Raw genomic sequence first — 24,280 nt, 5'->3', positions numbered from 1 at the left:
CCGTGCGACCGGGACGGCGCCCCGATGACGGCGACCGTGGCGGGTGTCAGCTGGGGCGTGGCGACGGACCGGGGGACGCGTCGGCAGGTCAACGAGGACAGCTTCCTCGCACGCTTCCCGGTCTTCGTGGTCGCCGACGGCATGGGCGGGCACGAGTCGGGCGAGGTGGCGAGCGCCTACGCGATCGAGGCTCTCCGCGGGCTGCTCGACGAGCCGACCCTGACACCCGAGATCGTCACCGTGCACCTGCGGCGAGCCGTCGCGCGCATCCGCTCGATCCCCACCGGGTCGGGTCCGCCGCCGGGGACGACCCTGACCGGAGCGCTCGTCGTGCGCGGACCGGACGGTCCGTCGTGGCTCGTCGTCAACGTCGGCGACTCGCGCACCTACCGGCTCGCGGGTGGCGAGCTCACCCAGGTGAGCGTCGACCACTCCGAGGTCGCCGAGATGGTCGCGCGCGGGCTGCTGACTGCTGAGCAGGCGGCGCGTCACCCGCACCGCAACGTCGTGACCCGGGTGCTGGGCGGCGGTGGCGGCGACGATCCCGAGCCGGACTTCTTCCCGTTGGCGTTCGGGGCGGGTGACCGGGTCCTCGTGTGCTCGGACGGACTGACGGGCGAGCTCGACGACGCGCACATCGCCGAGGTCCTCCGGACCCGCCGCGACCCTCAGGACGCCGCCGACCACCTCGTCGCTGCCGCGCTCGTCGCGGGCGGTCGCGACAACGTGACGGTCATCGTCGTGGACGCGCCCGCCGCCTGACCGCCGCGCGCGCGTCGGTGCGTGTCCGCATGGTGGTGGTCGCCCCGGGGCGCCCCAGACGGTCGCCGTACACTGGCGTCAGCACCTCTGTGCCCGGCAGCCCCGGCAGTCTCTGCAGTTCACGCGGATCGACGGATCGGCAGATCGGCAGGTCGGTCGGAGCTGTCAGGGTCACCTCGACCCGCTTCCTCGACCCGGAAGGTACCCGCGTCCCGTGAGCACGAACCGCAAGCTGCGTGTGGCGATCGTCGGCGCCGGCCCCGCCGGCATCTACGCAGCCGACATCCTGTCGAAGACCGACGTCGACGTCAGCATCGACCTCTTCGAGCGGCTCCCCGCGCCGTTCGGCCTCGTGCGGTACGGGGTCGCGCCCGACCACCCGCGGATCAAGCAGATCATCGTGGCGCTCCACAAGGTGCTCGAGCGCGGTGACATCCGCCTGCTCGCCAACGTGGACTACGGCGTCGACGTCAAGCTCGAGGACCTGCGTCAGTTCTACGACGCCGTGATCTTCTCGACGGGCTCGATCCGCGACGCCGCCCTGACGATCCCGGGCATCGACCTCGACGGCTCCTACGGGGCGGCCGACTTCGTCTCCTGGTACGACGGGCACCCCGACGTCCCGCGGACGTGGCCGCTGAACGCGAAGGAGGTCGCGGTGCTCGGCGCAGGGAACGTCGCGCTCGACGTCGCCCGCATCCTCGCCAAGCACGCCGACGACCTGCTGCCGACCGAGATCCCGGCCAACGTCTACGAGACCCTCAAGGCCTCTCCCGTCACAGACGTGCACCTGTTCGCCCGACGCGGTCCGGCGCAGGTCAAGTTCTCGCCGCTCGAGCTCCGCGAGCTCGGCCACGTGCCCGACGTCGACGTCATCGTCTACCCGGAGGACTTCGAGTTCGACGAGGGCTCCATGACCGCGATCCACTCCTCGAACCAGACGAAGCAGGTCGTCAAGACGCTCACGGACTGGACGCTCAAGGAGCCCGAGGAGCTGACCGCGACCCGGCGCATCCACCTGCACTTCCTCCACAAGCCGGTCGAGGTGCTGGGCGAGGACGGCAACGTCGTGGGCCTGCGGACCGAGCGCACAGTCCTGCGCGGCGACGGCAACGTCGAGGGCACGGGCGAGCTGCACGACTGGCCGGTACAGGCCGTGTACCGCGCTGTCGGCTACTTCGGCTCCCCGCTCGTGGACATCCCGTTCGACGACGCCGCCGGCGTGATCCCCAACGAGGAGGGACGCGTGCTCGACGCGGACGGCACACCGCTGCCCGGCGTCTACACGACCGGCTGGATCAAGCGGGGGCCCGTCGGGCTCATCGGGCACACCAAGTCCGACGCGACCGAGACGATCCGCCACCTCACCGAGGACATCGGCGACGCGCAGGACGCCGCGAACCCGTTCTTCACGGCCGCGGACCGCGACCCGCAGGCGGTCCTGGACCACCTGGCTGCGCGCGGTGTCGAGGTCATCCAGTGGTCCGACTGGGAGGTCCTGGACGCCCACGAGCGCTCCCTCGGGGAGCCCGAGGGTCGCGAGCGCATCAAGGTCGTCCCGCGCGAGGACATGGTCGCCGTCTCGCTCGGGCGCCCGCTCACAGACGACCCTCAGGCCTGAGAGGGAACGCTCCGGGGCCGACGCGCGTTGTCGAAGTCAGACGCCCGCATCCGCGTGGGCCTCGGTTCGCAAGGAGCAGGGACGTTCCCATGGGGCACCGTCATCTCAACGGTCTGAAGACCGCAGCGCTCTTCGGCGTGCTGTGGGTCGTGCTGCTGGCGCTCGGCGCCTCGGTCGGGCGGGGCCGGTACATCTTCCTGTTCGCGGGCCTGGGTGTCGTCATGACGGCCTACAGCTACTGGAACTCGGACAAGATCGCGATCCGCGCGATGCATGCCGTCCCCGTGAGCGAGCTCGAGCAGCCCGGCATGTACCGGATCGTGCGTGAGCTCTCGACAGCGGCGCGCCAGCCGATGCCGCGCCTGTTCGTGTCACCGACGGCAGCCCCCAACGCGTTCGCCACGGGCCGCAACCCGCGCAACGCCGCGGTGTGCTGCACCGAGGGCATCCTGGCCCTGCTCGACGAGCGCGAGCTGCGCGGGGTCCTCGGGCACGAGCTGACGCACGTCTACAACCGGGACATCCTCACGTCGTCCGTCGCGGCGGCCGTGGCCGGCGTCATCACCTCGATCGCGCAGTTCCTCATGTTCTTCGGGGGCGGCGACCGGCGCAACGCCAACCCCATCGCCGGCATCGCGATGGCGCTCCTGGCGCCGTTGGCCGCCACGATGATCCAGCTCGCGATCAGCCGCACCCGCGAGTACGACGCGGACGAGGACGGCGCACGCCTCACGGGCGACCCGCTCGCTCTCGCCTCGGCCCTACGCAAGCTTGAGCGTGGCACGCAGGCCGCCCCGCTGCCGCGCGACCAGAAGCTCGTCGACGTCTCGCACCTGATGATCGCCAACCCGTTCAAGGCCACCGGGGTCGCGCGACTCTTCGCCACGCACCCGCCGATGGCCGATCGCATCGACCGGCTCCAGCGCATGGCGGGCCTGCCGCCGTACTGAACCTGAGTCCTCCTGGTGAGCAGACGTACCAGGACAACCCGGACGCACGCTAGCGTGCCGCCATCGGTGGGCGACGAGGGGCGGGCGAACGCGTGGTCGGAGCAGTCGGAGCACAGGTGGACGGGCCGCGCGACGAACGGGTGGTCGTCGTCGGTGGGGGAGCCATGGGCTCGGCCACGGCGTGGGCGCTCGCGCGCCGGGGCGTGCCGACCACGCTCGTCGAGCAGTTCGGTCCCGGGCACACGCGCGGCGCCTCGCACGGCGCGGGGCGCGTCTTCCGGCTCGGGTACGCCGACGTCGGGCACGTGCGGCTCGCCCAGCTCGCGCTCCGGTGGTGGGACGTGCTCCAGGAGGAGTCGGGCGACCAGCTGCTGACCCTCAACGGGTGCGTCGACCACGGGCCCGTCCGCGCGCTGCGGGGCCTCGTCGAGACGCTGCTCGTGTGCGGGGTCCCCTTCGAGTATCTGACCGGTCCGGAGGCGCAGGGCCGCTGGCCCGGGATGCGGTTCGACGACCGCGTCGTCGTGCAGAAGGTCGCGGGGCTCGCGCACGCCGACCGGACGGTCGCGGCGCTCCAGGCGCAGGCAGCCCGGCACGGAGCCGAGGTGCGTCACCACGTGCGTGTGACGGGCATCGAGGTGAGGGCCGACGGGGGAGCCGTCGTGCACGTCGTCGACCAGCCGCCGCACTCCGAGGAGGTCGTGAGCGAGCTCCGGGCGAGCGCGGTCGTCGTGGCCGGCGGTGCCTGGACGGCGGGTCTGCTCGCGGGCGTGCCCGGGTTCGACGTGCTGCCGTCACTCGTCGTGACCCAGGAGCAGCCCGCGCACTTCCCGGTGCGTGACCCGGCGCTCGTCGACGGCGACGCGTGGCCCAGCTTCATCCACCGCGTCGACCCGGCCGCGCACGCCGAGGCCCGCCTGCCGGACGCGCCCGACGGCGGCTACCCGGGCAGCGGCACGTACGGCCACCACACGCCCGGTGAGGGCGTGAAGGTCGGTCACCACGGCACCGGTCCGGTCGTCGACCCCGACACCCGCGACGTCACGGCCGAGCCCGGTCGGCTCGCCGAGCTGCGCGCGTACGTGCGGGAGTGGTTCCCGGGACTCGACGCCGACGCGCCCGCGCCGATCAAATACACCTCCACGACGACCCCCGACGAGCGGTTCCTGCTCGACCGCATCGGCCCGGTCGTGATCGGGGCCGGGTTCTCGGGCCACGGCTTCACGTTCACGCCGGGCATCGGGCAGGTGCTCGCCGACCTGGCGACCGGGGTGCGCCCCGAGGTGCCGGGGGTAGACCTCGGGGCGTTCGCGCTCGCCCGGTTCGGCGCGGGGGCCGTGGCGCCAGAGCCGGTCGAGGTCTAGCGGTAGTTCGTGAACTGCAGGGCGGCGTCGAGGTCCGCCCCCTTGAGCAGCGCGATGACCTCCTGGAGGTCGTCGCGGCTCTTCGCCGAGATGCGCACCTCGTCGCCCGTGATGGTCGACTTGACGCCCTTGGGGCCCTCGTCGCGCACGAGCTTGCCGATCTTCTTGGCGACCTCGCTGCTGAGGCCCTCCTTGAGCGAGGCCTCGAGGCGGAACTCCTTGCCGGACGGGCGCGGCTTGCCGTCGCCCGTGTCGAGCGACTTCAACGAGATCCCGCGGTGGATGAGCCTGCCCTGCAGCACGTCGAGGATCGCCAGCACGCGCTCCTCGGAGTTCGCGACCATGAGGATCTTGTCGCCGCTCCAGCCGATCGACGCGCCGATGTTCTTGAAGTCGTACCGCTGCGCGACCTCCTTGGCGGCCTGGTTGAGCGCGTTGTCGACCTCCTGGCGGTCGACCTTGCTGACGACGTCGAACGACGCTTCGCTCGCCATGGTGTCCTCCCTGTCGAACCGCACGGGGCGGGTCGGGTCGTGGTGCGAGAAGTCTGCGTGCCGGGATGCTGCGCGAGCACCCCGCTGGAGTTGCTATCCTTCCACCCGCACGCTGTGCGCGGCGCTGCACTGCCAGTCAGTGCGGGCGACGTGCCTGCGTGAGAGGCAACGGTGAGACAACTGCACACAACCTTGGCGGGTTACCCGAGTGGCCAAAGGGGGCTGACTGTAAATCAGCTGGCAACGCCTACGGGGGTTCGAATCCCTCACCCGCCACAGAACGAACGGGGCGTCCTCTCGATGAGAGGGCGCCCCGTTCGTCGTGCGGAGTCGGTCAGCCGGTGAGGCCGGTCCTCAGGCGATCACGAGTGCCGGCGGTAGCCGGGCTTGCGGACCTCGTCGGCGATCTGCTGCGCCTGGGTCGAGATGAGGCGCTTGTAGTACCAGAGGGCACGCTCGACGTCCCGGTCGGGGTCGACCCCGTCACGTGCGGCGATCCAGTCCTTCTTGGCCGCGCGCACGTCGGCGTCGGTGATCTCCACGTGGAGCGCGTCGTCGATAGGCACCCGCGTACTCTTCCGTAGCCAGATGTCCAGTTCACAGGGGAAGCGGGGGACTTCACCCGGCCGGGGCAGCCGACGGCGTGAACATCACCCTCCTGGCCCCCGACGCGTCTCACGATGCGGCTGTCGAGCGCGGGGCGCGGGGGTGGCCACGGGGCGGGACCGCACGTCTGCAGCAGGTCGATCGGACCAGGTGCGGCCCGGTCCGAGGGGCCGATTTCGCTGGCGCGCCTGCGGCCGTGTAATCTTGCTCGCGCTGCCCCGATAGCTCAGTCGGCAGAGCGTCTCCATGGTAAGGAGAAGGTCAAGGGTTCGATTCCCTTTCGGGGCTCTGTTGGTGTGTCGGGGGTTCGTGTCACGGCTCGTCCGTGAAGCGGCCCCTGCGCATCGATACAAGGCGGGGTAGCTCAGGTGGTTAGAGCACACGGCTCATAATCGTGGTGTCGCGGGTTCGAGTCCCGCTCCCGCTACCGCCACAGGACAGATCCGCGCGTCGGCCGGCGCGCGCAGACCGGTACGTTGCGCTTCGGCGCGAGAGGTGACAAGACCATGGCAAGCAAGAGCACGGACGTCCGCCCGAAGATCACGCTCGCCTGCACCGAGTGCAAGGAGCGGAACTACATCACGAAGAAGAACCGCCGGAACGACCCCGACCGCCTCGAGCTGTCGAAGTTCTGCCCGCGCGACAAGCGCCACACGCTGCACCGCGAGACCCGCTGAGCTGAGCTCGGTACCTCAGGCCGTGCGGGTCAACGCTGAGTACGCGGGGCGCGAGTACCCGCCGAACGACGCCTACGAGGTCGGCCGCGAGAAGATCCGCGAGTTCGCCCAGGCCGTCGGCGCCTCGCACCCGGCGCACAGCGATCCGGCGGCAGCCCGCGCACTCGGCTACCCCGACGTCATCGCTCCTCCGACGTTCGCGGTCGTCGTCGCTCAGCGCGCCGAGGCGCAGCTGCTCGAGGACCCCGACGCCGGGATCGACTTCAGCCGCGTCGTGCACGCCGACGAGCGGTTCACGCACCACCGCCCGATCCACGCGGGCGATCGCCTCGTGACGGTCCTGCACGTCGACTCGATCACCGAGCGGGCCGGCCTCGCCATGGTCACCACCCGCGCCGAGATCGCCGCGGACGACGGCGCCCCGGTCGCCACCGTCATCTCGACCCTCGCGGTGCGGGGCGAGGGCTCATGACGGACCTCCGCCCAGCGATCGCGCAGCTGTCCGTCGGCGACGAGGTCGTCCGCCGTCAGATCACCGTCGACCGCGCGCGCCTCGTGCGGTATGCGGGGGCGAGCGGGGACTTCAACCCCATCCACTGGAACGAGCGGGTCGCCGTCGAGGTCGGCCTGCCAGGCGTCATCGCGCACGGCATGTGGACGATGGGTGCCGTCTCGTCGGTCGTCGCCAACTGGGCAGGCGACCCGGGTGCGGTCGTCGACTACCAGGTGCGGTTCACGCGCCCCGTCCCCGTCCCCGACCCGGGTTCCGCGACCGTCGAGGTGGTCGCGACGGTCGGTGTGGTCGACGTCGACGCCGGCACGGTCCGGCTCGACCTGACCGCGACGTGCGACGGCGTCCGCGTCCTCGGCAAGGCGCAGGCGGTCGTCCGGCTGTAGGCGTCCGCCCGGCCCGCCTCGGTGAGGCGTCGCCTCGCTGAGGCGGTCAGGAGCGGTGCTGAGGCGGCGGTCCTGTCGTGGTCCCGGGGCGCAGCGTCACCGGCAGGAGCTGGGGTGCAGGCATGGTGCCTGCGAGGAGAGCCTCGACCGCGCGCCCGATGGCGGCACCCTTCTCGGCGAGCGGCTGCGAGACGCTCGTCAGGACGTCGGGCGCGAGCCAGGGCAGGTCGAGACCGTCGAACCCGGCCACGGAGACGTCCTGAGGGACGCGGAGCCCGAGCTCCCGAGCCGCGAGCACCACGCCTGCGGCGAGCAGGTCCGACTGGGCGATGATCGCTGTCGGTGGCTCGGCCGAGGTGAGCAGCGCGCGGCCCGCTGCGGTGCCGTGCTCGACGAGGGAGGCGGGTGTCTCCCAGATCGCGACCGGGGTGATGCCCGCGTCACCGAGCCCTTGGAGTCTGCGGCGGGTGTACGCCCACTCGATGTCGGCGATCCGGTCGGCGTCGGCCAACCCCTCACGGCGGTCGTGGCCAAAGGCGAGCGTGACGGTCGCGATGCGCGTGTGGCCCAGCTCGAGCAGGTACGTACCGAGCCGCGCGATCCCCGCGCGGTCGTCGATGCCGATCGCCGCGACGCCCTCCTCCGGTGCACCCTCGACGAGGACCGTGGGGGTCCCTCGGCGTCGGAGCGCCGCGAGGACCGGGTCCCCGATCGACCCGCCCCACATGATCACGGCGACATCCATCGCGGCGGACTCGACGAGCGGGTCGACCGCAGGCGCACCGGGGGCGGTCGAGCCGGGCACGAGCAGCACCCCGAGACCGAGCGGCCCGAGGGTGCTCACGAGGCCGTCGAGCGTCTGGACCGAGACCGGGTCCCGGAACGACCGGCGCAGGGCGTCGCCGATGATGACGCCGACGATCCCGGAGCGGCCGCTGCGGAGCTGGCGTCCGAGCGGGTTGGGTCCGCTGTAGCCGAGCTCCTCGGCGGCGGCGAGCACACGACGGCGCGTCTCGGCGGCGATGGGCCCGGCGCCCGAGAACGCCAGCGACGCCGTAGAGACGGACACTCGGGCGCTCGACGCGACGTCGGCCAGGGTCGGGCGGGGGTTCGACACGGGACCCAACGCCTCCGGTGGTCTCGGGCCGTCGGTCCGGGTGCGCCGAGTGGAGCGCGGCGTGTGTCCGACGGCGAATCTGGTGTGACGGCGGTTCTGGTTGACGCAGCGGTCAGCGTACGCGCACAATCATGTCGGTATCGAATCGATTCGACACGCCACTTACCGGGCGCACCGACGCCCTCCTCAGCAGATCGTGAGTTGTCTCGTGAGTCTCGGCAGTACGGCGCGCACCTCGAGCGCGGTCCTTCCCGTCCCCGGCAGCGCCCCCGCCGCACCACGCGATCCCGTCGTCGCACGCGCTCGCCTGCTGCTCCTGGGGCTGTTCGCCCTCAACGGGCTGACGTTCTCGAGCTGGCTCGCGCGCCTCCCGACCGTGCGTGACGAGCTCGGCCTGTCGACCGGGCAGCTCGGGACCGTGCTGCTCGCGGGCTCGGCCGGCTCGCTGGTCATGGTGATGCTCGCCGGAGCGCTCGTGACGCGGTTCGGCGGACGACGCGTCCTGGTGGTCTCGACCGCCGGCTTCACGGTCGCGTACGTGTTCATGGGGATCGGGCCGACGGTCGGCTCGGTCGCGATGCTCGTCGTCGGCGTGATGCTCAACGGCATGTCGTTCGCGCTGTGCAACGTTCCGCTGAACGTCGAGACGGCGGCTGTGGAGCGGCGCATGGGCCGGACGATGCTGCCGCACTTCCACGCGGCGTTCTCGATCGGCGCGGTCGTCGGCTCAGGGCTCGGCGGGCTCGCGTCGCACGGGGGAGTGCCCCTGACCGTCCAGCTCGGCGTCACAGCCGTCGTCGCGCTCGCCTGGCGCCTCGGTTCGCTCTCCCACGTCATCCTCGACACGGGCGTCGCGGCGCGGCGCACCGACCTCACCGCGTCGGAGCTCGCGGTCCCGGACGCTGCCGCGCCGAGCCCCGTCGTGCCGGGCCCTCCTTCGCGTCGTCGGGGACTCGCCTCAGCGCTCGACGCGTGGCGCGAGCCGCGGACCCTCCTGATCGGCGCCGTCATCATGGCGGCCGCCCTCTCGGAGGGCTCCGCCAACAACTGGCTCTCGCTCGCGGTGGTCGACGGGTTCGGGCGTGCGGAAGCCGTCGGTGCGGTCGTGCTGGCAGTCTTCATCGGGTCGATGACGCTCGTGCGCCTGCTCGGCACGCGCCTCATCGACCGCTTCGGTCGCGTCGCTGTCCTGCGGGTCTCGGGCCTCGTCGCGCTGGCCGGCCTGCTGCTGTTCGGTCTTGCGCCGACGTTGCTCGTCGCGGGTGCCGGGGCGATGGCCTGGGGCTTCGGTGCCGCCCTGGCCTTCCCGATCGGCATCGCGGCGGCATCGGACGACCCGATGCGCGCCGCGGCGCGTGTGTCCGTGATCTCCGCGTTCTCCTCGGTGGCGTCGCTCGCGGCGCCCCCGTTGCTCGGCCTGGTCGCGCAGTCGATCGGGATCCGCCATGCGCTGCTGCTCATCACGGCGGCCATGGTCGTGAGCGTGCTCCTCGCGCGCTCGGTCGGCCGCCCCGAACAGGGCACACTCGACGCTGTGACCGCCATGACCTCGTCGACAGGTGTGACCGCCATGAGCCCCTCGCCAGCCGTGACCGCCGAACCGCTGCCGGCAGCCCTGCCCCGGCCCCGTGCTGTGCCGAGCCCGGCGGGCCGGTCGTGACCGCGGCGCCGGCCCGGACGTCGGCTCGCACCATGACCGATCCCGCCGTGCGGGCCGCCTCGCGCGCGGTGTTCGCCGTCTTCGTGCTCAACGGCTTCAACTTCTCGAGCTGGGCCGCCCGCCTGCCCGCGGTGCGTGACGGCCTCGGCCTGACGCCGAGCCGGATCGGCGTGCTGCTGCTCATCGGCTCGATCGGCTCGCTGCTCGCGCTGCCCCTCTCGGGCCTGCTCGTGACCCGGCTCGGAGCCCCGCGAACGGTGCTGGGGTTCGCGATCCTCAACGCGTCGGGCCTCACGCTCGCGTCCGTCGGTGTCGCGACGGGGCAGATCGTCGTCGTCGGCATCGGCCTCGTGATGTACGGCGTGGGGACCGGGGTCTGGGACGCCGCGATGAACCTCGAGGGCGCGATCGTCGAGCAGCGCCTGGGTCGCACGGTCATGCCGCGCTACCACGCGGGGTTCTCGGTCGGCACGGCGGCAGCGGCGGGCGTCGCGGCCATCGCTGCGTGGCTGCACGTGCCCGTCGTCGTGCACCTGCCCGTCGTGCTGGTCCTGACCACGCTCGGGGTCGTGTGGGCCGTGCGCCAGTTCCTCCCGACGCCGACCGGTCACGGTGCGCGGGCGCACGAGGGCGAGCCGACCCTGCACGCGCCCTCCGAGGGTCGCCTGCGCCGCGCGTTCGGTGCCTGGCTCGAGGGTCGCACGCTGCTCATCGGGCTGGTGGTGCTGGCGGCCGCCCTGACCGAGGGGTCGGCCAACGACTGGGTCGCGCTCGCGGTCGTCGACGGCTTCGGCAAGGACAACGCCGTGGGTGCGCTGACGTTCGGGCTGTTCGTGACCGCGATGACGGCGATGCGGTTCCTCGGGACGCGGCTGCTCGACCGGTACGGGCGCGTCGTCGTCCTGCGCCTGTGCTCGGGTCTCGCCCTCGCCGGTCTGCTGCTGTTCGCCCTGGTCAGCGAGGACATGATGTGGCTCGCGCTCGTCGGGGTGGTGCTGTGGGGGATGGGCGCCGCGCTCGGCTTCCCCGTCGGGATGAGCGCGGCGAGCGACGACCCGCTGCGAGCTGCGGCCCGCGTGAGCGTCGTCTCGACCATCGGCTACTCGGCGTTCCTCGCGGGACCGCCCCTGCTGGGGATGCTGGCGCAGCACGTGGGCTACCGCCACGCGCTGCTCGCGATCGCGATCCCGGTCGTCATCGGACTGGGCGTCATCCGGGCGGCCGCACCCGTCCGGGCTAACCTGACGCAGTGACGACCTCGACCCGGACCACCCCGACGCTCGCGGAGCTCACGACCCTGCGGGTCGGCGGACCGGCGGGCCGGTACGTGGAGACGTCGAGCGAGGCCGAGCTGATCGAGGCGGTGCGGTCGGCCGACGACGCGGGCGAGCCGCTGCTCGTGCTCGGCGGCGGCTCGAACGTTCTCGTGTCCGACGCGGGCTTCGACGGCGTCGTCGTCCGCGACCTGCGCACCGGTGTGACGACCCCGGACCACTCGGCGTGCGCGGGCGTGACGGTCCTCGTGCCGGCGGGCACCCCGTGGGACGACGTCGTCGCGCACGCCGTCGGGACGCGGCTGTACGGCGTCGAGGCGCTGTCCGGCATCCCCGGGTCGACGGGTGCGACCCCGGTGCAGAACGTCGGGGCCTACGGCCAGGAGGTCGCGCAGTCGATCGCGACCGTGCGGACGTGGGACCGGGCGCGCGGACGGGTGCGGACGCTCGCGTTCGTCGACCTCGCGTTCGGGTACCGGACCTCGCTGCTCAAGCGCTCCATGCGCGTCGACCCGGCCGACCCGCGCTCACCGTGGTCGCCGACGCCGCGCTACGTGGTGCTCGACGTGACGCTGCAGCTGCGCGTCGGTCCGCTGTCCGCGCCGATCGCGTACGCCGAGCTGGCCAAGGCCCTCGACATCGCCGTCGGCGAGCGGGCGCCCCTGGCCGACGTGCGCGCCGCGGTGCTCGCGCTGCGGGCGGGCAAGGGCATGGTCCTCGACCCGACCGACCCCGACACCTCGAGCGCGGGCTCGTTCTTCACCAACCCGGTGCTCACCGCGGCGGACGCCGCCCTGCTGCCCGACGACGCGCCGCGCTACCCGGCAGGCGGCGGCATGACCAAGACGAGTGCGGCATGGCTCATCGAGCGGGCGGGCTTCGGTCGCGGGTACGGGCTGCCAGGGCCCGCCGCTGTGTCGACCAAGCACACGCTCGCGCTCACGAATCGCGGCGGCGCGCGCGCGCAGGACGTCCTGGCGCTCGCCCGCACGATCCGGGACGGTGTGGCCGCGTCGTTCGGGATCGCCCTCGAGCCCGAGCCGGTGCTGGTCGGCGCAACGCTCTGACGGGCCCGGCGCCGCCGTGTGTGGCGCAGGTCACAACCGGCTGCGGTGATCTGAGCGCCGTGCCGGACATGAAGAGGTATGGGACTTCTCACGCGGATCGGCGCGCGCGGCTCGGTCGCTCGACGCCCCGTCGCGGCGGCGGCGCTGGCCCTCGCCACGCTCGTTCTCGCATCCCCTTCGGTCGCGGCCGACGGCGGGTCCCCGACCGTCCCGCCGGGGGAGCGGGTCGTCACCACGACCAGCCAGGCCGGCGGCGCGATCCTCGTCACGACCGCCGAGGTCGGGACGTTGTCGATCAGCGACTGCCGCACGGGGTACACGTGCGTCTGGAGCTCACCGTTCTACGCGGGCACCCTCATGCAGTACCGGCTGCCCGGGCAGTACATCCCGCTGCCGTCGTTCTCGATCGGCTCGTACGCGAACCGGTACGAGAAGCGGGCGACGTTCTACGAGACGGTCGGCGGCGGCGGTCACAGCACGTGCGCCGTGCCCGGGGCGTCGAACCCCGCGGTCTCGGGCTGGTTGAGCGCAGCCCGGTCGGTCTACCAGAGCACCACGACGACGATCTGCTAGCGCCCCTTGTCCCCTCGGCCAGCCCCGGGAGCAGTGCGGACCCTGCCCCCTAGACTCGACGCGACGGGGAGGCGGGGCGTGGACGAGGACCAGTTCGCAGCGATGTTCGCTGACCTGTACCCCGTCGTGCTCGGGTATGCCGCGCGACGCACGGACTGGCACGTCGCGGAGGACATCGCATCCCAGGCGCTCGCGATCGCCTGGCACCGCGGTGACGTCCTTCCGGCCGACCGGGACGGCCGGTGCGCCTGGCTGATCGTGGTCGCCCGCAACCTCCTCGCGAACTCGCAGCGCGCCCGGCTCCGGGCCGCCCATCTCGACGTGCGGATCCGCGCCGGGCTCGCCGCGGGTGTCCCGATGGTCGAGCTCGACCCCGCGTCGATCGTCGCCGACCGCATGGCCGCCTCCACCGCGATGCGCCGGCTCGCCCCTCGCGACCAGGAGATCCTCCAGCTCGTCGCCTGGGACGGTCTCGACCTGACAGGGTTGTCCCGCGTCCTGGGCTGCTCGTCGACCGCCGCCGCGATGCGCCTGCACCGGGCCCGCCGCCGGCTCGAGCTGCTCATGCGGGCCGGGCACCCGGACGACGACGGCGGCGCCGAGCCGACCATCCCGAGCGACCCCGCGAGTGACACCGCGGGCGGTCCCGACACCGACGGCCGGGGTCTCCCGGCAGTTCCGCCGCGGCGATGAACGACGCCGAGCTCCTCCGCGTCCGACGCCTGCTGGACGGGACGAACCCCGTCCCCGAGCGGGTCGTCGAGGGTTCCGACGAGCGAGCTGCCGGACGCCAGGCCCTCGCGCGGATCATCGCGGACGTCCCGGACCCGGGGTCGGCGCGGATCCCCGGCGACGTGCGGGCGGCCGCGCGCGGCGGGGCCGGCCGCTACCGCACCCAGCGTCGGGTCGGTCTGGGCGCGATGGCCGCGTGCATCCTCGTCGCGATCGGGATCGTCGTGAACCCCGCGGCCCCGGCAGCAGTCGCCACGATGCCACCACCGCTGCGCTACGACCTCGTGGCAGACGGCGACATCGCGACTGCGGTCGGTGCCGCGGGGGCGCCGGTCCTCACCGGGCTCGCGACCGTGGCCGCGGGGCGCGCGGAGCCCCCCCGCGCCGGCGAGCTGCAGTACGTGCGCTCGGAGCGGTGGACCTTCGTCTCGGTGCAGGGCGGTGACGAGAGCGGAGCTGCGGTGGTGCCGAGCGCGGTGCTGACGTGGGTCTCACCGGACGGTACGTTGCGCCGGTCGACGCAGTCGGGCGAGCCGCTCCTGCTCAACGGGACGTTCACCGTGCCCCGCGACGGGCAGGCTGCCGACGGGAGCACGAGCGACGGGATCGAGCAGTACGGACCCGGGTCGAGCCGCGCTCCCGGCGTCGAGGCGCTGGCGAGCATCGGACCCGACGCGTTGCGCGCGACGCTCCTCGAGCGCGCCGGGTGCGTCGCACCGGACCAGCCTGCTGCGCCGTGCCTGCTCGACGGCGTCGCCCGGATCCACGACGACGCGGTCGTCGCCGGTCAGGTCGACGCGGCGCTGTGGTCGCTGCTCGCCGCGGATCCGACGATCATCACGCTCGGTCACGTCACCGACCGGGCGGGGCGCGACGACGTCGCCGTGACGACGGCCGTGGACGTCAAGGCCCCGGTGCGCACCATCCTGCTGATCGATCCGGTCACGGCCGCACTCGTCGGGGTCGAGCAGGTGCTGCTCTCCGAGGACGCCGGCTACGGCGTTGCGGCACCGGCGGTCGTCGGCTTCGTGGCGTTCCTCGAGGAGGCCTGGGTCGTCGACCCCGTGGGGCTGTCGCGGGGCACCTGAGCGTCGAGCCCCGGCTCATGTCGCATGAGGGCGCCGCGGACGAGCGCGAGGGCCGCCTCGTCGGACAGGCCGGCGGCCCGGACCGTGGCGACGTAGGCCCGCGCGGCCTGCTGACCGGCGGCATCGGCCGACGCGACGCCTGCCGCCACGGTCGTCCCGGCTCGGCGCCGGGTCGTGACGACACCAGCCGCCTCCAGCTCACGGTAGGCGCGCGCGACCGTCCCCGCGGCCACGCCCAGGTCGGTCGCGAGCGCACGGATCGTGGGGAGGTGGTCGCCGGGCGTGAGCCGTCCGGCCGCGACGTGCGCGACCACCTGGAGCCGGATCTGCTCGAACACGGGGACGCTCGAGGCGAGGTCGACCTCGAGGAGGAGGCTCATGAGACGACCGGACCGCTGGTGGCGTTCAGCACGCGAGCTGCGGCCGTGGCTCCCCGAGCCGGTGCGGCGATCGCGGTGAGCAGGATCGTCACGGGTCCGGCGACCGCGACCGCGACGCCGAGCAGCAGCAGGGTCGTGCCACCCGCGACCAGACCGACGCTCGCGCGGGCGACCCCGTCGACCTCGATGGTCCCGACGCTGCGCAGGGCGCTCCCGGCGACGAGAAGGACGCCGGCGAGGGTCCACGCGAGCACCAGCTGGGCGCCCCGCAGGACGCGCAGGGACGACAGGGTGCGCAGCGCGAGGTCGTCGGCCGGCGCGGTGTCCACCACGGCCGGACGCCGTGCGACGAGCCGCAGGACGATCTCGGTCGCCACCACGACGACGGCCGTCGCGGCGAGGAGCGGGGCGCCGAAGAACCAGCCGGGGAACGGACCCGCGGCGCTCGACGACGACGCGTCCCACACCCGCTCGATGTCGCGACCGTTGCCGGAGGCCACGCCGCACGCGACGAGCACCAGGGCGAGCCCGCCGGCCCACGCCCAGGTGAGTCGACGCAGCCCGACGGGCGCGATGGTGCGCACGGTCCGCGGCGTGAGGGGCGCGCGCCGTACCGACCCGCTCGGACGCGGCCACGTGAGCTCGCCGACGGACTGCACGGCCAGGAAGGTCGCCCCCGCGAGGGTCGGTGTGAGGCCGATGAGCACCCCGGTGCCGAGCCCGCTCGTGAGGGAGGGGGTGAGCGCCTGGATCACGACCAGGGCCGCGACGAGGCCGACCCAGGCGAGCGCGTCGATGCCCCCGGCGTGACGGCGCGCGGCGGCGAGTGCCGAGCTGGGGGTGGCCAGCTGCTCGCGACCGCTCGGCCGGTGGGCGAGGGCGATCACGACCAGGGCGACCACGACGGCGAGGGCGAGCGGCAGCAGGACGAGGAGAGCGAGGACGGCCACCGGCATGACGTGCTCCGATCAATGAGTTAGTACATTGATACAATCGCGGTGCCGGTCGGATGTCAAGCGGGTGGCTACGGGTGTGCCGAGCCGGCGCGTCCTGCGTCAGGCCGGAGCGGCCAGCCAGGCGTCGACTCCCGCGAGCAGGCGGGCCCGCGTCGCGTCCGAGGCGCGGCTCGCCCGGATCGACCCCCGTGCCAGGTCGGCGAGCTCGACGTCGCCGAACCCGTGCACGTCGCGAGCGGCCTCGTACTGGGCGACGAGCCGCGAGCCGAACAGCAGCGGGTCGTCGGCGCCGAGCGCGACCGTCGCGCCGGCCTCGACCAAGTGGCGGAGCGGGACGTCCGCCGCGTGGCGGTACACGCCGAGCGAGACGTTGGAGGCGGGGCAGACCTCGAGCGCGACACCGCGCTCGACGATGCGCGCGAGGACGGCCGGGTCCTCCGCCGCGCGGACGCCGTGCCCGAGGCGGTCGGGAGCGAGGTGGTCGAGCACGGCACGGATGTGGGCCGGCCCGAGCAGCTCGCCGCCGTGCGGCACGAGCGTGAGCCCTGCGCGACGGGCGACCGCGAACGCCGCCGCGAACTCGGACGTCTCGCCGCGACGCTCGTCGTTGCTCAGACCGAACCCCACGACCTGGCCCGGCCCGTCGCCCGCGTGCGCCGCCGCGAGCCGTGCCAGCGTCCGGGCCTCGAGCGGGTGCCGCATCCGGGACGCCGCGACGATGACGCCGACCTCGATCGCGCTCGCCTCGCTCGCCGCGCGTGCCGCGTCGAGCACGATCTCGAGCGCGGGGGTGATGCCTCCGACGTAGGGAGCGTAGGACGTCGGGTCGACCTGGATCTCGAGGCGGCCCGACCCCTCCGCGGCGTCGTCGGCGGCGGCCTCCGCGACGATGCGACGCAGGTCGTCCTCGCTCCGCACGCACGCACGCGCAGCGTCGTAGAGCCGCTGGAACCGGAACCAGCCGCGCTCGTCGGCCGGGACTCGCAGCGGGTCGCCGTCGAGCAGCGCGGGCGGGAGCCGCACCCCGCGTGCCGCCGCGAGCGCCGCCAGGGTCGGCACGCGCATCGACCCGGTGAAGTGCAGGTGAAGGTGCGCCTTGGGGAGGAGGGCTACGTCACGCACGCCGTCAGTGTGCCAGGCGGCGTGCGTACGCCAGGACTCCCGTCCGTCCGTGGTCAGCCGTCGGACGTCACCGGCTGCGCCGAGGCGTCGACGAGGCGGTAGCCGACCCCCCGGATGGTGTCGAAGTGCTCCGCGCCGAGCTTCTTGCGCAGGTATCGCACGTAGACGTCCACGACGTTCGACCCGGGGTCGAAGTCGTACCCCCACACCAGCGACAGCAGCTGCTCGCGGCTCAGGACGTGGCCGGGATGCCGCAGGAACGTCTCAGCGAGCGCGAACTCGCGAGCCGACAGGTCGACCTCGCGGTCGCCCACACGCATCCGCCGCGTCTGCAGGTTGAGCTGGAGCGAGCCGTACGCGAGGGTCGTGACCTCATCGGCGCTCGGCGGTGGCCGCAGGCGGAGCCGTACCCGGGCGAGGAGCTCCTCGAAGCGGAACGGTTTGGCCATGTAGTCATCGGCGCCCTGCTCGAGACCGGCCACGGTGTCCGTGACGGAGCTGCGCGCGGTGAGGATGAGGACGGGGGTCTGGTCGCCGGTCTCCCTGAGTCGGCGCAGCACGTCGAACCCGTCCATGTCGGCCAGGCCGAGATCGAGGATCAGCAGCGCGTAGTCGCCGGTCCGGGCGAGCGCGAGGGCCTCCCCACCCGTGGGGACAGCCGTCGTCTCGAAGCCGGCGCCATGCAGGCCCTTGGCGATGAACGCAGCGATGCGCTCCTCGTCCTCGGCGATGAGGATCTGTGTCATCTCTGCTCCAACACCTCGATGTCCGTGAATCGACCGCCGAGCGCGAGCCCGACGGCTGGCAGGTCGAGAACGAAGACGGCCCCGGTGCCCGAGGCGTGGGGCGGCTCCTCCACACGGACGGTGCCGTGGTGGGCCGCGGCGATCGCAGCAACGATCGGGAGCCCGAGCCCGACGCCGCCGTCGACCCGGCGCCCCGTCCGATCCGCGCGTCCGCGCTGGAACCGCTCGAAGATGGCGTCCACCTCGTCGGCCGGGACGCCGGGACCTTCGTCGCGGACCCAGAACAGCACGCGGTCGCTCGTGACCTCGCTCCCGATGCGGATCGTGGTGCCCTCGGCGGAGAACCGCACCGCGTTCGCGAGGAGCTGCAGCCACGCCTGCGTGATCCGCTGCGAGTCGACGCAGACCGTCGCGTCGGCGCGCGCCGCGACCTGCCACCGGCGCCGGCCGAGCCCGCGCGCCTTGTCGAGCACGTCGTCGGTGAGCCGGCCGACATCGGTCGGTGCGGGGCGGACGAAGTCGGGGCGGTCGGCGGTGGCGAGCGTCACGAGGTCGTCGACGAGCCTGCGCATCCGGTCGAGCTCGTCGAGCGCGAGCGCCTGGGTGGCCCGCACGTCGTCTGGGTCGTCCGGGTCGAGCAGCTCGAGGTGCCCACGCACGATCGTCAAGGGCGTACGAAGCTCGTGCCCGACGTCGTCGAGGAGCTCGCGCTGCGAGCCGAAGGCGCTCTGGAGGCGGTCGAGCATGTCGTTGACGGTCCGGGCGAGATCGGAGAGGTCGTCCTTCCCCGTGACCGGGATCCGCTCGGACAGGTCCGACTCGGTGATCTGCCGGGCGGTGTCGCGGAGCACTCGGACCGGGCTGAGCAGGCGCCCGACGACGAGCCAGGCGACGACCGCGATGATCATCAGCGAGCCGATCGTCACGATCGCGTACGTCGCGTAGGTCGAGGTCAGGCGCGCGACCTCAGCGCCTCTGTCGACCGCCACGACGAACAGCCCGGTGTGCGGGTCACCTGTGACGGCGACGGGGATGGCGACGAGCCGGTACTGCGTCACTGCTGTGGTGACGGTGCGGAGCTCGACCGCCGAGCCGGGCGGGATCGCGCCGAGGACCCGGACCAGCTGGGCGTCCGCCTCGAGCCGCAGCGGGACCGAGCTGGAGGCGAGCCAGTGCGGTGCGCCGTCGAGGAACGCGATCACGCCCTCGTTCTCGGTGAGCCCGCGGCGCTGGACTGCGTCGTGCAGGAGGTCCTCGACCGTCGTGAACTCGGCCTGGGCAGTCTCCGGCTGTGGACCCGAGGCCGCTGCGGTACGCAGGATGTCGACCGCGCGGCGCAGCGAGTCGTCGATGCGAGCATCGGTGCGTTGCGCCTGGAGCGCAGAGGCAGCCGCACCTGCGATGAGAACGGCGAGCGCGGCAAGCAGGAGCACCGCCGACAGCACCCGCGCGCGGACCGTCAGATGCCTGCGGGCGCGGCGCGGAGCTGCGGGCGCGCGGTGGTGGTGGCGGCGTCTCATCGGCGCGCCCATGGCGGGCTCACGGTGAACCACCCATGGCTCTCGTCGACGTTGCTGGTCGAGGTGCCCGAGGTGCCCGAGGTGCCCGAGGTGCCCGAGGTGCTCGAGGTTTCGGCGGTGCCCGGGCTGGTCGGGCCCGGTGTGGCGGCATCGTCCCGGCCCGACCCGGGCGAGGTCTTGTCAGAGCCGTTGGCGGGCTTGCCGTTGGCGCGCGGGGAGCTCGACGTCATGGTGTCGTCGGGCGACGGCGACGCGGCGGATGTCGTCGTGAGCGCGCCGACGTCGTCGCCCGACGAGGCCGACGGTGACGCGGCCGCAGCCGGCCGTGTCACCTGCCGGGCCGGCGGCACGGCGAGCGCGGTGCCGGCTGGAGTCGGTCCGGTGGTCGCCGCGGGGGATGCGGAGGGCGGCGGATCTGTCTCGGTGGCGTTCGTGACGACGAGCGGCCCGCCGAGCTCGCTCATGCGCGACGGGTCAGCGAAGAGGATCCATGTGCCGAACCCGAGCAGCACGACGGCGGCGGTACCGCTTGCGACGATGCTCCGAGTCTGTGACACGACTAGACAGTATCGGGGGTTTCGGACAGATCCGTAGGAACCGTCGGTGCACCGATGACGACCGGCGACCGAAACAGGTCCGGTCTACTCGGCCTCGCCCAGGAGCGACTGGATCCGGGACACACCTTCGACGAGGTCGTCGTCGCCGAGCGCGTAGGACAGGCGCAGGAAACCGCTGGGACCGAAGGCCTCGCCTGGCACGACGGCGACCTCGACCTGCTCGAGGATCAGCGTCGCGAGCTCGGCCGATGTCGTCGGCGTCACGCCACGGATCGTGCGGCCGAGGACACCGGCGACCGACGGGTAGGCGTAGAACGCGCCCCGCGGCACGGGGATCCGGACACCGTCGATCTGAGCGAGCATCTCGACCATCGTCCGCCGGCGACGGTCGAACGCCGTCCGCATCATCTCGACCGCGGACAGGTCGCCGCTCACCGCGGCGATGGCGGCCCGCTGCGAGACGTTCGCGACGTTGGACGTCAGGTGCGACTGGAGGTTCGTCGCGGCCTTGATGACGTCCATGGGCCCGATCATCCAGCCCACCCGCCAGCCGGTCATCGCATAGGTCTTCGCGACGCCGTTGAGCACGATCGTCGTGTCGGCCAGCTCGGGGACCGCGCGCACGATCGGCGTGAACACCGCGTCGTCGTACGTGAGGTGCTCGTAGATCTCGTCGGTGAGGACCCAGATGCCGTGCTCGTGGGCCCACCGGCCGATGGCTGCCGTCTGCTCGGGCGAGTACACCGCGCCCGTCGGGTTCGACGGCGAGCAGAAGAGGAGTGCCTTGGTGCGCTCGGTCCGGGCGGCCTCGAGCTGGTCGACCGTCACGAGGTAGCCCTGCTCGTCGCCCGCGAACACCTCGACGGGCACGCCGCCTGCGAGCCGGATGGCCTCCGGGTACGTCGTCCAGTAGGGCGCGGGCAGCAGCACCTCGTCGCCCGGGTCGACGACGGTCGCGAACGCCTGGTAGACGGCCTGCTTGCCGCCGTTCGTGACGAGAACCTGGCCGGGGCTGACCTCGTAGCCGGAGTCGCGCAGCGTCTTGGCGGCGATCGCCTCGCGGAGCGCGGGCAGTCCCGCGGCCGGCGTGTAGCGGTGGTTCGCGGGGTCCTTCGCAGCAGCGACGGCGGCCTCGACGATGTAGTCAGGCGTCGGGAAGTCGGGCTCGCCGGCGCCGAAGCCGATGACGGGTCGCCCGGCGGCCTTGAGCGCCTTGGCCTTCGCGTCGACGGCGAGCGTCGCGGACTCGGCGATGGCCGCGATGCGCGCGGAGACGCGGGGGTGCGGGGTGAAGGCAGGCTGTGCAGGCGTGTTCTGGCTCACCCCCACATCTTGGCAGACCTGGCGCGCCCGGCGCCGACCGTGACCATCCCGGACCATCCCGGACCATCCCGCGCGGGATCGCGTCGACGGGCTCGCAGCGGGCAGGCCCGCAGCCGACCGGGTTCGCCCGAGCGGGTTCGACCGTGGGCCACCTCTCGCGTAGAGTGAACCCCCGGCGGTTGACGTCCGCCATGATGAGCCATGCCCGCGCATCGGCAGGACCCGGTCTTCGGGAGCCCGCCGGTCGCCGGGGAGCGCCCGTCATGGTGGTGAAGGCCGTCGTAGGGCAGTGGCGCAATTGGTAGCGCACCGGTCTCCAAAACCGGCGGTTGCGAGTTCGAGTCTCGCCTGCCCTGCGCATGCACATCACGGTCCGACGGCCATCCGCGTCGGATGCGTGCGACCCTCCGGCAGTCCTGCCGGGCGGGCGCACGGCACACGACGAGACGTAGGGGACAGCTGTGAGCGACACCGCACCAGCAGCGGCGTCCGACGCCGAGGGCTCCGCCCAGCGCGCCGAGCGTCCCAAGCCCGCGCGCCGCGGGTCCGAGCGCGCTGGGCTCGTCGCGCGCATCGTCCTGTTCGTCCGTCAGGTGATCGCCGAGCTGAAGAAGGTCGTGCGTCCGACCCGCTCGGAGCTCATCACCTACACCGGGGTCGTCCTGGTCTTCGTCGCGATCGTCATGGCATTCGTGACGGTCGTCGACTTCGGCATCGGCAAGCTGACGTTCTTGATCTTCAGCCGCTGATCCACAGCACCATCGGTCGGTCGGGAAGCCGGCCGCCCCCCGCAGCACAGACGGTCTTAAGGAAAGCAGGTTCGCAGTGTCGTATGAGTCGCAGGAGCCCGAGCAGGGCGCTGCCGAGACGGAGCTCGAGGACGCCTTGGCGTCGGCCCGGGCGGTCGAGGGGCCCGCCGAAGGTTCTTCCGACGCCGACGCCGACGCCCCCGAGGCGGAGGTCTCGGACGAGGCTGCAGCCGAGGAGGCCACCGAGCCCGCCGAGGAGTCGGCCGAGCCGGTCGAGGACGAGCCCGACGTCGACGAGGACCCGGTCGCGGCGTTCAAGGCCCAGCTGCGTTCGCAGCCCGGGGACTGGTACGTCATCCACTCCTACGCGGGGTACGAGAACCGCGTGAAGGCGAACCTGGAGAACCGCACCCAGAGCCTGAACATGGAGGACTACATCCACCAGGTGGAGGTCCCCATGGAGGAGGTCACGGAGATCAAGAACGCGCAGCGCAAGATCGTGCGCCGCGTCCGGATCCCCGGGTACGTCCTCGTGCGCATGGACCTGACCGACGAGTCGTGGGGCGCAGTGCGCCACACACCGGGCGTCACCGGTTTCGTGGGCCACACCCACCAGCCCGTGCCGCTCACGCTCGACGAGGTCTTCTCGATGCTCGCCCCGTCGCTCGAGCCCAAGACGGCTGCTCAGGCGGCACGTGCGAGCGCGGAGATCAAGGTCGACTTCACGATCGGCGAGTCGGTGACCGTGACGGACGGCCCCTTCGACACGCTGCCCGCGACCATCTCCGAGATCAACCCTGAGAACCAGAAGCTCAAGGTGCTCGTCTCGATCTTCGGCCGGGAGACCCCGGTCGAGCTGTCGTTCAGCCAGGTCGCCAAGATCTGACGAACGACCAGGACCACCGATGGCGTCGCGCGGCGTCGTCGGCCGCAAGTCACACCGAAGTTCACGAATAAGGACCCGACATGCCTCCCAAGAAGAAGGTCACCGGCCTGATCAAGCTCCAGATCAAGGCTGGGCTTGCCACGCCGGCGCCGCCGATCGGACCCGCCCTGGGTCAGCACGGCGTCAACATCATGGAGTTCTGCAAGGCGTACAACGCGGCCACCGAGTCGCAGCGCGGGCAGATCATCCCCGTCGAGATCACGGTCTACGAGGACCGCAGCTTCGACTTCGTGCTCAAGACCCCGCCGGCCGCCCGCCTGATCCTCAAGGCCGCCGGCGTGGAGAAGGGTGCGGCCAACCCGCTCACCACCAAGGTCGCCACCATCACCAAGGCGCAGGTCCGCGAGATCGCCGAGACCAAGATGGCCGACCTCAACGCCAACGACATCGACAACGCGATGCTCATCATCGAGGGCACCGCGCGCTCGATGGGCGTGACCGTCAGCGACTGACGTCCGCGACCGGCGTACGCCGACCGCACCCGCACCACCAGCACCTGCACGACCAGCACCACCCGCACCACCACCCAGCACCACGTGGCAGGGCCGAGCGCGGCCCGTCCGACCACGACCTCCACGATCTCTGCGAGGAGACAGCGATGAAGCGCAGCAAGGCCTACAGCAAGGGCGCCGAGCAGATCGACGCCACCGCCCTCTACGCGCCCCTCGAGGCCGTCCGGCTCGCGAAGGCGACCAACCCGGCGAAGTTCGACGCGACCGTCGAGGTCGCGTTCCGCCTCGGCGTCGACCCCCGCAAGGCCGACCAGATGGTGCGCGGCACCGTCAACCTCCCGCACGGCACCGGCAAGACCGCCCGGGTCCTGGTCTTCGCCAACGGTGAGAAGGCGGAGGAGGCGCGCGCCGCCGGCGCCGACGAGGTGGGCGGCGACGAGCTCATCGACAAGGTCGCCGCGGGCTACACCGACTTCGACGCCGTCGTGGCGACTCCGGACCTGATGGGCAAGGTGGGCCGGCTCGGCCGCGTCCTCGGCCCGCGCGGTCTGATGCCGAACCCCAAGACCGGCACCGTGACGATGGACGTCACCAAGGCCATCCAGGACATCAAGGGCGGAAAGATCGCGTTCCGTGTCGACAAGCAC

General features: G+C 72.5%; 27 protein-coding genes and 4 tRNA genes. 21 read left to right on the top strand and 10 right to left on the bottom strand.

The window, feature by feature from the left end; all coding sequences use genetic code 11:
* Window positions 1-24 precede the first annotated feature (24 nt).
* The 4 genes from VFW79_RS01655 to VFW79_RS01640 all read left to right on the top strand — a co-directional run bounded on the left by VFW79_RS01655 (window position 25) and on the right by VFW79_RS01640 (window position 4,697).
* The gene (locus VFW79_RS01655; RefSeq protein ID WP_329675576.1) at window positions 25-762 is read left to right on the top strand and encodes a PP2C family protein-serine/threonine phosphatase; all 738 of its coding nucleotides are present in this window, start codon (window positions 25-27) and stop codon (window positions 760-762) included.
* 214 nt (window positions 763-976) lie between these two features.
* Entirely contained in the window at window positions 977-2,383 is a 1,407-nt protein-coding gene (locus tag VFW79_RS01650) for an FAD-dependent oxidoreductase (protein ID WP_329675575.1), read from the top strand.
* A gap of 89 nt (window positions 2,384-2,472) precedes the next feature.
* Complete coding sequence (htpX, locus tag VFW79_RS01645) at window positions 2,473-3,333, top strand: zinc metalloprotease HtpX (RefSeq protein WP_329675574.1); 861 nt, start codon at window positions 2,473-2,475, stop codon at window positions 3,331-3,333.
* 116 nt (window positions 3,334-3,449) lie between these two features.
* Window positions 3,450-4,697 (top strand): FAD-dependent oxidoreductase, encoded by a 1,248-nt coding sequence (locus VFW79_RS01640; RefSeq protein WP_329675573.1) that lies wholly within the window; start codon window positions 3,450-3,452, stop codon window positions 4,695-4,697.
* On the opposite strand, the gene VFW79_RS01635 is transcribed toward VFW79_RS01640, so the two are convergent.
* The gene (locus VFW79_RS01635) at window positions 4,694-5,191 is read right to left on the bottom strand and encodes a YajQ family cyclic di-GMP-binding protein (protein ID WP_329675572.1); all 498 of its coding nucleotides are present in this window, start codon (window positions 5,189-5,191) and stop codon (window positions 4,694-4,696) included. The genes VFW79_RS01640 and VFW79_RS01635 overlap by 4 nt on opposite strands.
* Before the next feature lie 194 nt (window positions 5,192-5,385).
* On the opposite strand from VFW79_RS01635, the gene VFW79_RS01630 reads away from it, so the two are divergent.
* Window positions 5,386-5,467, top strand: a tRNA-Tyr gene (locus VFW79_RS01630).
* Between the two features lie 86 nt (window positions 5,468-5,553).
* Here the strand turns inward: VFW79_RS01630 and VFW79_RS01625 are convergent.
* Window positions 5,554-5,757 carry a hypothetical protein gene (locus tag VFW79_RS01625; protein WP_329675571.1) on the bottom strand — a complete coding sequence of 68 codons (204 nt, stop codon included), beginning with the start codon at window positions 5,755-5,757 and terminating at the stop codon, window positions 5,554-5,556.
* Window positions 5,758-6,012: 255 nt separating this feature from the next.
* Between VFW79_RS01625 and VFW79_RS01620 the strand changes: the two genes are divergently transcribed.
* The 5 genes from VFW79_RS01620 (at window position 6,013) to VFW79_RS01600 (ending at window position 7,371) form a co-directional block, all read left to right on the top strand.
* Window positions 6,013-6,085 (top strand) — tRNA-Thr (locus VFW79_RS01620).
* 65 nt (window positions 6,086-6,150) lie between these two features.
* A tRNA-Met gene (locus tag VFW79_RS01615) sits at window positions 6,151-6,224 on the top strand.
* Window positions 6,225-6,303: 79 nt separating this feature from the next.
* Entirely contained in the window at window positions 6,304-6,474 is a 171-nt protein-coding gene (gene rpmG / locus VFW79_RS01610) for a 50S ribosomal protein L33 (RefSeq protein ID WP_158274455.1), read from the top strand.
* A gap of 22 nt (window positions 6,475-6,496) precedes the next feature.
* Entirely contained in the window at window positions 6,497-6,946 is a 450-nt protein-coding gene (locus tag VFW79_RS01605; protein ID WP_329675570.1) for a MaoC family dehydratase N-terminal domain-containing protein, read from the top strand.
* Window positions 6,943-7,371, top strand: a complete 429-nt coding sequence (locus VFW79_RS01600; protein WP_329675569.1) for a MaoC family dehydratase — start codon at window positions 6,943-6,945, stop codon at window positions 7,369-7,371. The genes VFW79_RS01605 and VFW79_RS01600 overlap by 4 nt, the downstream gene beginning before the upstream one ends.
* A gap of 46 nt (window positions 7,372-7,417) precedes the next feature.
* On the opposite strand, the gene VFW79_RS01595 is transcribed toward VFW79_RS01600, so the two are convergent.
* On the bottom strand, window positions 7,418-8,488 hold the full coding sequence (locus VFW79_RS01595) for a LacI family DNA-binding transcriptional regulator (RefSeq protein ID WP_329675568.1): 1,071 nt from the start codon (window positions 8,486-8,488) through the stop codon (window positions 7,418-7,420).
* Between the two features lie 208 nt (window positions 8,489-8,696).
* Here VFW79_RS01595 and VFW79_RS01590 point away from each other — a divergent pair, with 208 nt between their 5' ends.
* From VFW79_RS01590 to VFW79_RS01565, 6 genes are all read left to right on the top strand, one after another.
* Entirely contained in the window at window positions 8,697-10,148 is a 1,452-nt protein-coding gene (locus tag VFW79_RS01590; protein WP_329675567.1) for an MFS transporter, read from the top strand.
* 32 nt (window positions 10,149-10,180) lie between these two features.
* Window positions 10,181-11,401 carry an MFS transporter gene (locus VFW79_RS01585; protein WP_329675566.1) on the top strand — a complete coding sequence of 407 codons (1,221 nt, stop codon included), beginning with the start codon at window positions 10,181-10,183 and terminating at the stop codon, window positions 11,399-11,401.
* Window positions 11,398-12,489 (top strand): UDP-N-acetylmuramate dehydrogenase, encoded by a 1,092-nt coding sequence (locus VFW79_RS01580; RefSeq protein ID WP_329675565.1) that lies wholly within the window; start codon window positions 11,398-11,400, stop codon window positions 12,487-12,489. The genes VFW79_RS01585 and VFW79_RS01580 overlap by 4 nt, the downstream gene beginning before the upstream one ends.
* A 78-nt stretch (window positions 12,490-12,567) precedes the next feature.
* The gene (locus VFW79_RS01575) at window positions 12,568-13,062 is read left to right on the top strand and encodes a peptidase inhibitor family I36 protein (protein WP_329675564.1); all 495 of its coding nucleotides are present in this window, start codon (window positions 12,568-12,570) and stop codon (window positions 13,060-13,062) included.
* 78 nt (window positions 13,063-13,140) lie between these two features.
* Window positions 13,141-13,755, top strand: coding sequence for a sigma-70 family RNA polymerase sigma factor (locus tag VFW79_RS01570; protein ID WP_329675563.1), 615 nt, complete (start codon window positions 13,141-13,143; stop codon window positions 13,753-13,755).
* Window positions 13,752-14,882, top strand: coding sequence for a hypothetical protein (locus VFW79_RS01565; protein ID WP_329675562.1), 1,131 nt, complete (start codon window positions 13,752-13,754; stop codon window positions 14,880-14,882). Before VFW79_RS01570 ends, VFW79_RS01565 begins: the two co-directional genes overlap by 4 nt.
* Here the strand turns inward: VFW79_RS01565 and VFW79_RS01560 are convergent.
* The 7 genes from VFW79_RS01560 to VFW79_RS01530 form a co-directional block, all read right to left on the bottom strand.
* Complete coding sequence (locus VFW79_RS01560; protein WP_329675561.1) at window positions 14,789-15,262, bottom strand: GntR family transcriptional regulator; 474 nt, start codon at window positions 15,260-15,262, stop codon at window positions 14,789-14,791. The genes VFW79_RS01565 and VFW79_RS01560 overlap by 94 nt on opposite strands.
* Entirely contained in the window at window positions 15,259-16,218 is a 960-nt protein-coding gene (locus tag VFW79_RS01555; RefSeq protein ID WP_329675560.1) for a hypothetical protein, read from the bottom strand. Before VFW79_RS01555 ends, VFW79_RS01560 begins: the two co-directional genes overlap by 4 nt.
* Window positions 16,219-16,317: 99 nt before the next feature.
* The gene (locus VFW79_RS01550; protein WP_329675559.1) at window positions 16,318-17,340 is read right to left on the bottom strand and encodes an adenosine deaminase; all 1,023 of its coding nucleotides are present in this window, start codon (window positions 17,338-17,340) and stop codon (window positions 16,318-16,320) included.
* A 53-nt stretch (window positions 17,341-17,393) separates the two neighbouring features.
* Window positions 17,394-18,086, bottom strand: a complete 693-nt coding sequence (locus VFW79_RS01545; protein ID WP_329675558.1) for a response regulator transcription factor — start codon at window positions 18,084-18,086, stop codon at window positions 17,394-17,396.
* Window positions 18,083-19,606 (bottom strand): sensor histidine kinase, encoded by a 1,524-nt coding sequence (locus VFW79_RS01540; protein WP_329675557.1) that lies wholly within the window; start codon window positions 19,604-19,606, stop codon window positions 18,083-18,085. The genes VFW79_RS01545 and VFW79_RS01540 overlap by 4 nt, the downstream gene beginning before the upstream one ends.
* Window positions 19,603-20,163 (bottom strand): hypothetical protein, encoded by a 561-nt coding sequence (locus VFW79_RS01535; protein WP_329675556.1) that lies wholly within the window; start codon window positions 20,161-20,163, stop codon window positions 19,603-19,605. Before VFW79_RS01535 ends, VFW79_RS01540 begins: the two co-directional genes overlap by 4 nt.
* 84 nt (window positions 20,164-20,247) lie before the next feature.
* Window positions 20,248-21,486 carry a pyridoxal phosphate-dependent aminotransferase gene (locus VFW79_RS01530; RefSeq protein ID WP_329675555.1) on the bottom strand — a complete coding sequence of 413 codons (1,239 nt, stop codon included), beginning with the start codon at window positions 21,484-21,486 and terminating at the stop codon, window positions 20,248-20,250.
* Window positions 21,487-21,769: 283 nt separating this feature from the next.
* Here VFW79_RS01530 and VFW79_RS01525 point away from each other — a divergent pair.
* From VFW79_RS01525 to rplA, 5 genes are all read left to right on the top strand, one after another.
* Window positions 21,770-21,842: transfer RNA gene (locus tag VFW79_RS01525), tRNA-Trp, on the top strand.
* Window positions 21,843-21,947: 105 nt separating this feature from the next.
* Window positions 21,948-22,235: a preprotein translocase subunit SecE gene (gene secE, locus VFW79_RS01520; protein WP_329675554.1), complete on the top strand. Its 288-nt coding sequence runs from the start codon at window positions 21,948-21,950 to the stop codon at window positions 22,233-22,235.
* A gap of 76 nt (window positions 22,236-22,311) precedes the next feature.
* A complete protein-coding gene (nusG, locus tag VFW79_RS01515; RefSeq protein ID WP_329675553.1) occupies window positions 22,312-23,121 on the top strand; it encodes a transcription termination/antitermination protein NusG in 810 nt (269 codons plus the stop codon).
* 80 nt (window positions 23,122-23,201) lie between these two features.
* On the top strand, window positions 23,202-23,633 hold the full coding sequence (rplK, locus tag VFW79_RS01510; protein WP_329675552.1) for a 50S ribosomal protein L11: 432 nt from the start codon (window positions 23,202-23,204) through the stop codon (window positions 23,631-23,633).
* Window positions 23,634-23,779: 146 nt separating this feature from the next.
* Window positions 23,780-24,280 (top strand): 50S ribosomal protein L1 (rplA, locus tag VFW79_RS01505; RefSeq protein WP_329675551.1); only part of this gene is annotated, 501 nt, incomplete at its 3' end.

It is taken from the genome of Cellulomonas sp. (assembly GCF_036279715.1).
Classification (GTDB): Bacteria; Actinomycetota; Actinomycetes; order Actinomycetales; family Cellulomonadaceae; genus Cellulomonas_A.
This window is presented reverse-complemented; position numbering and strand designations above follow the sequence as displayed.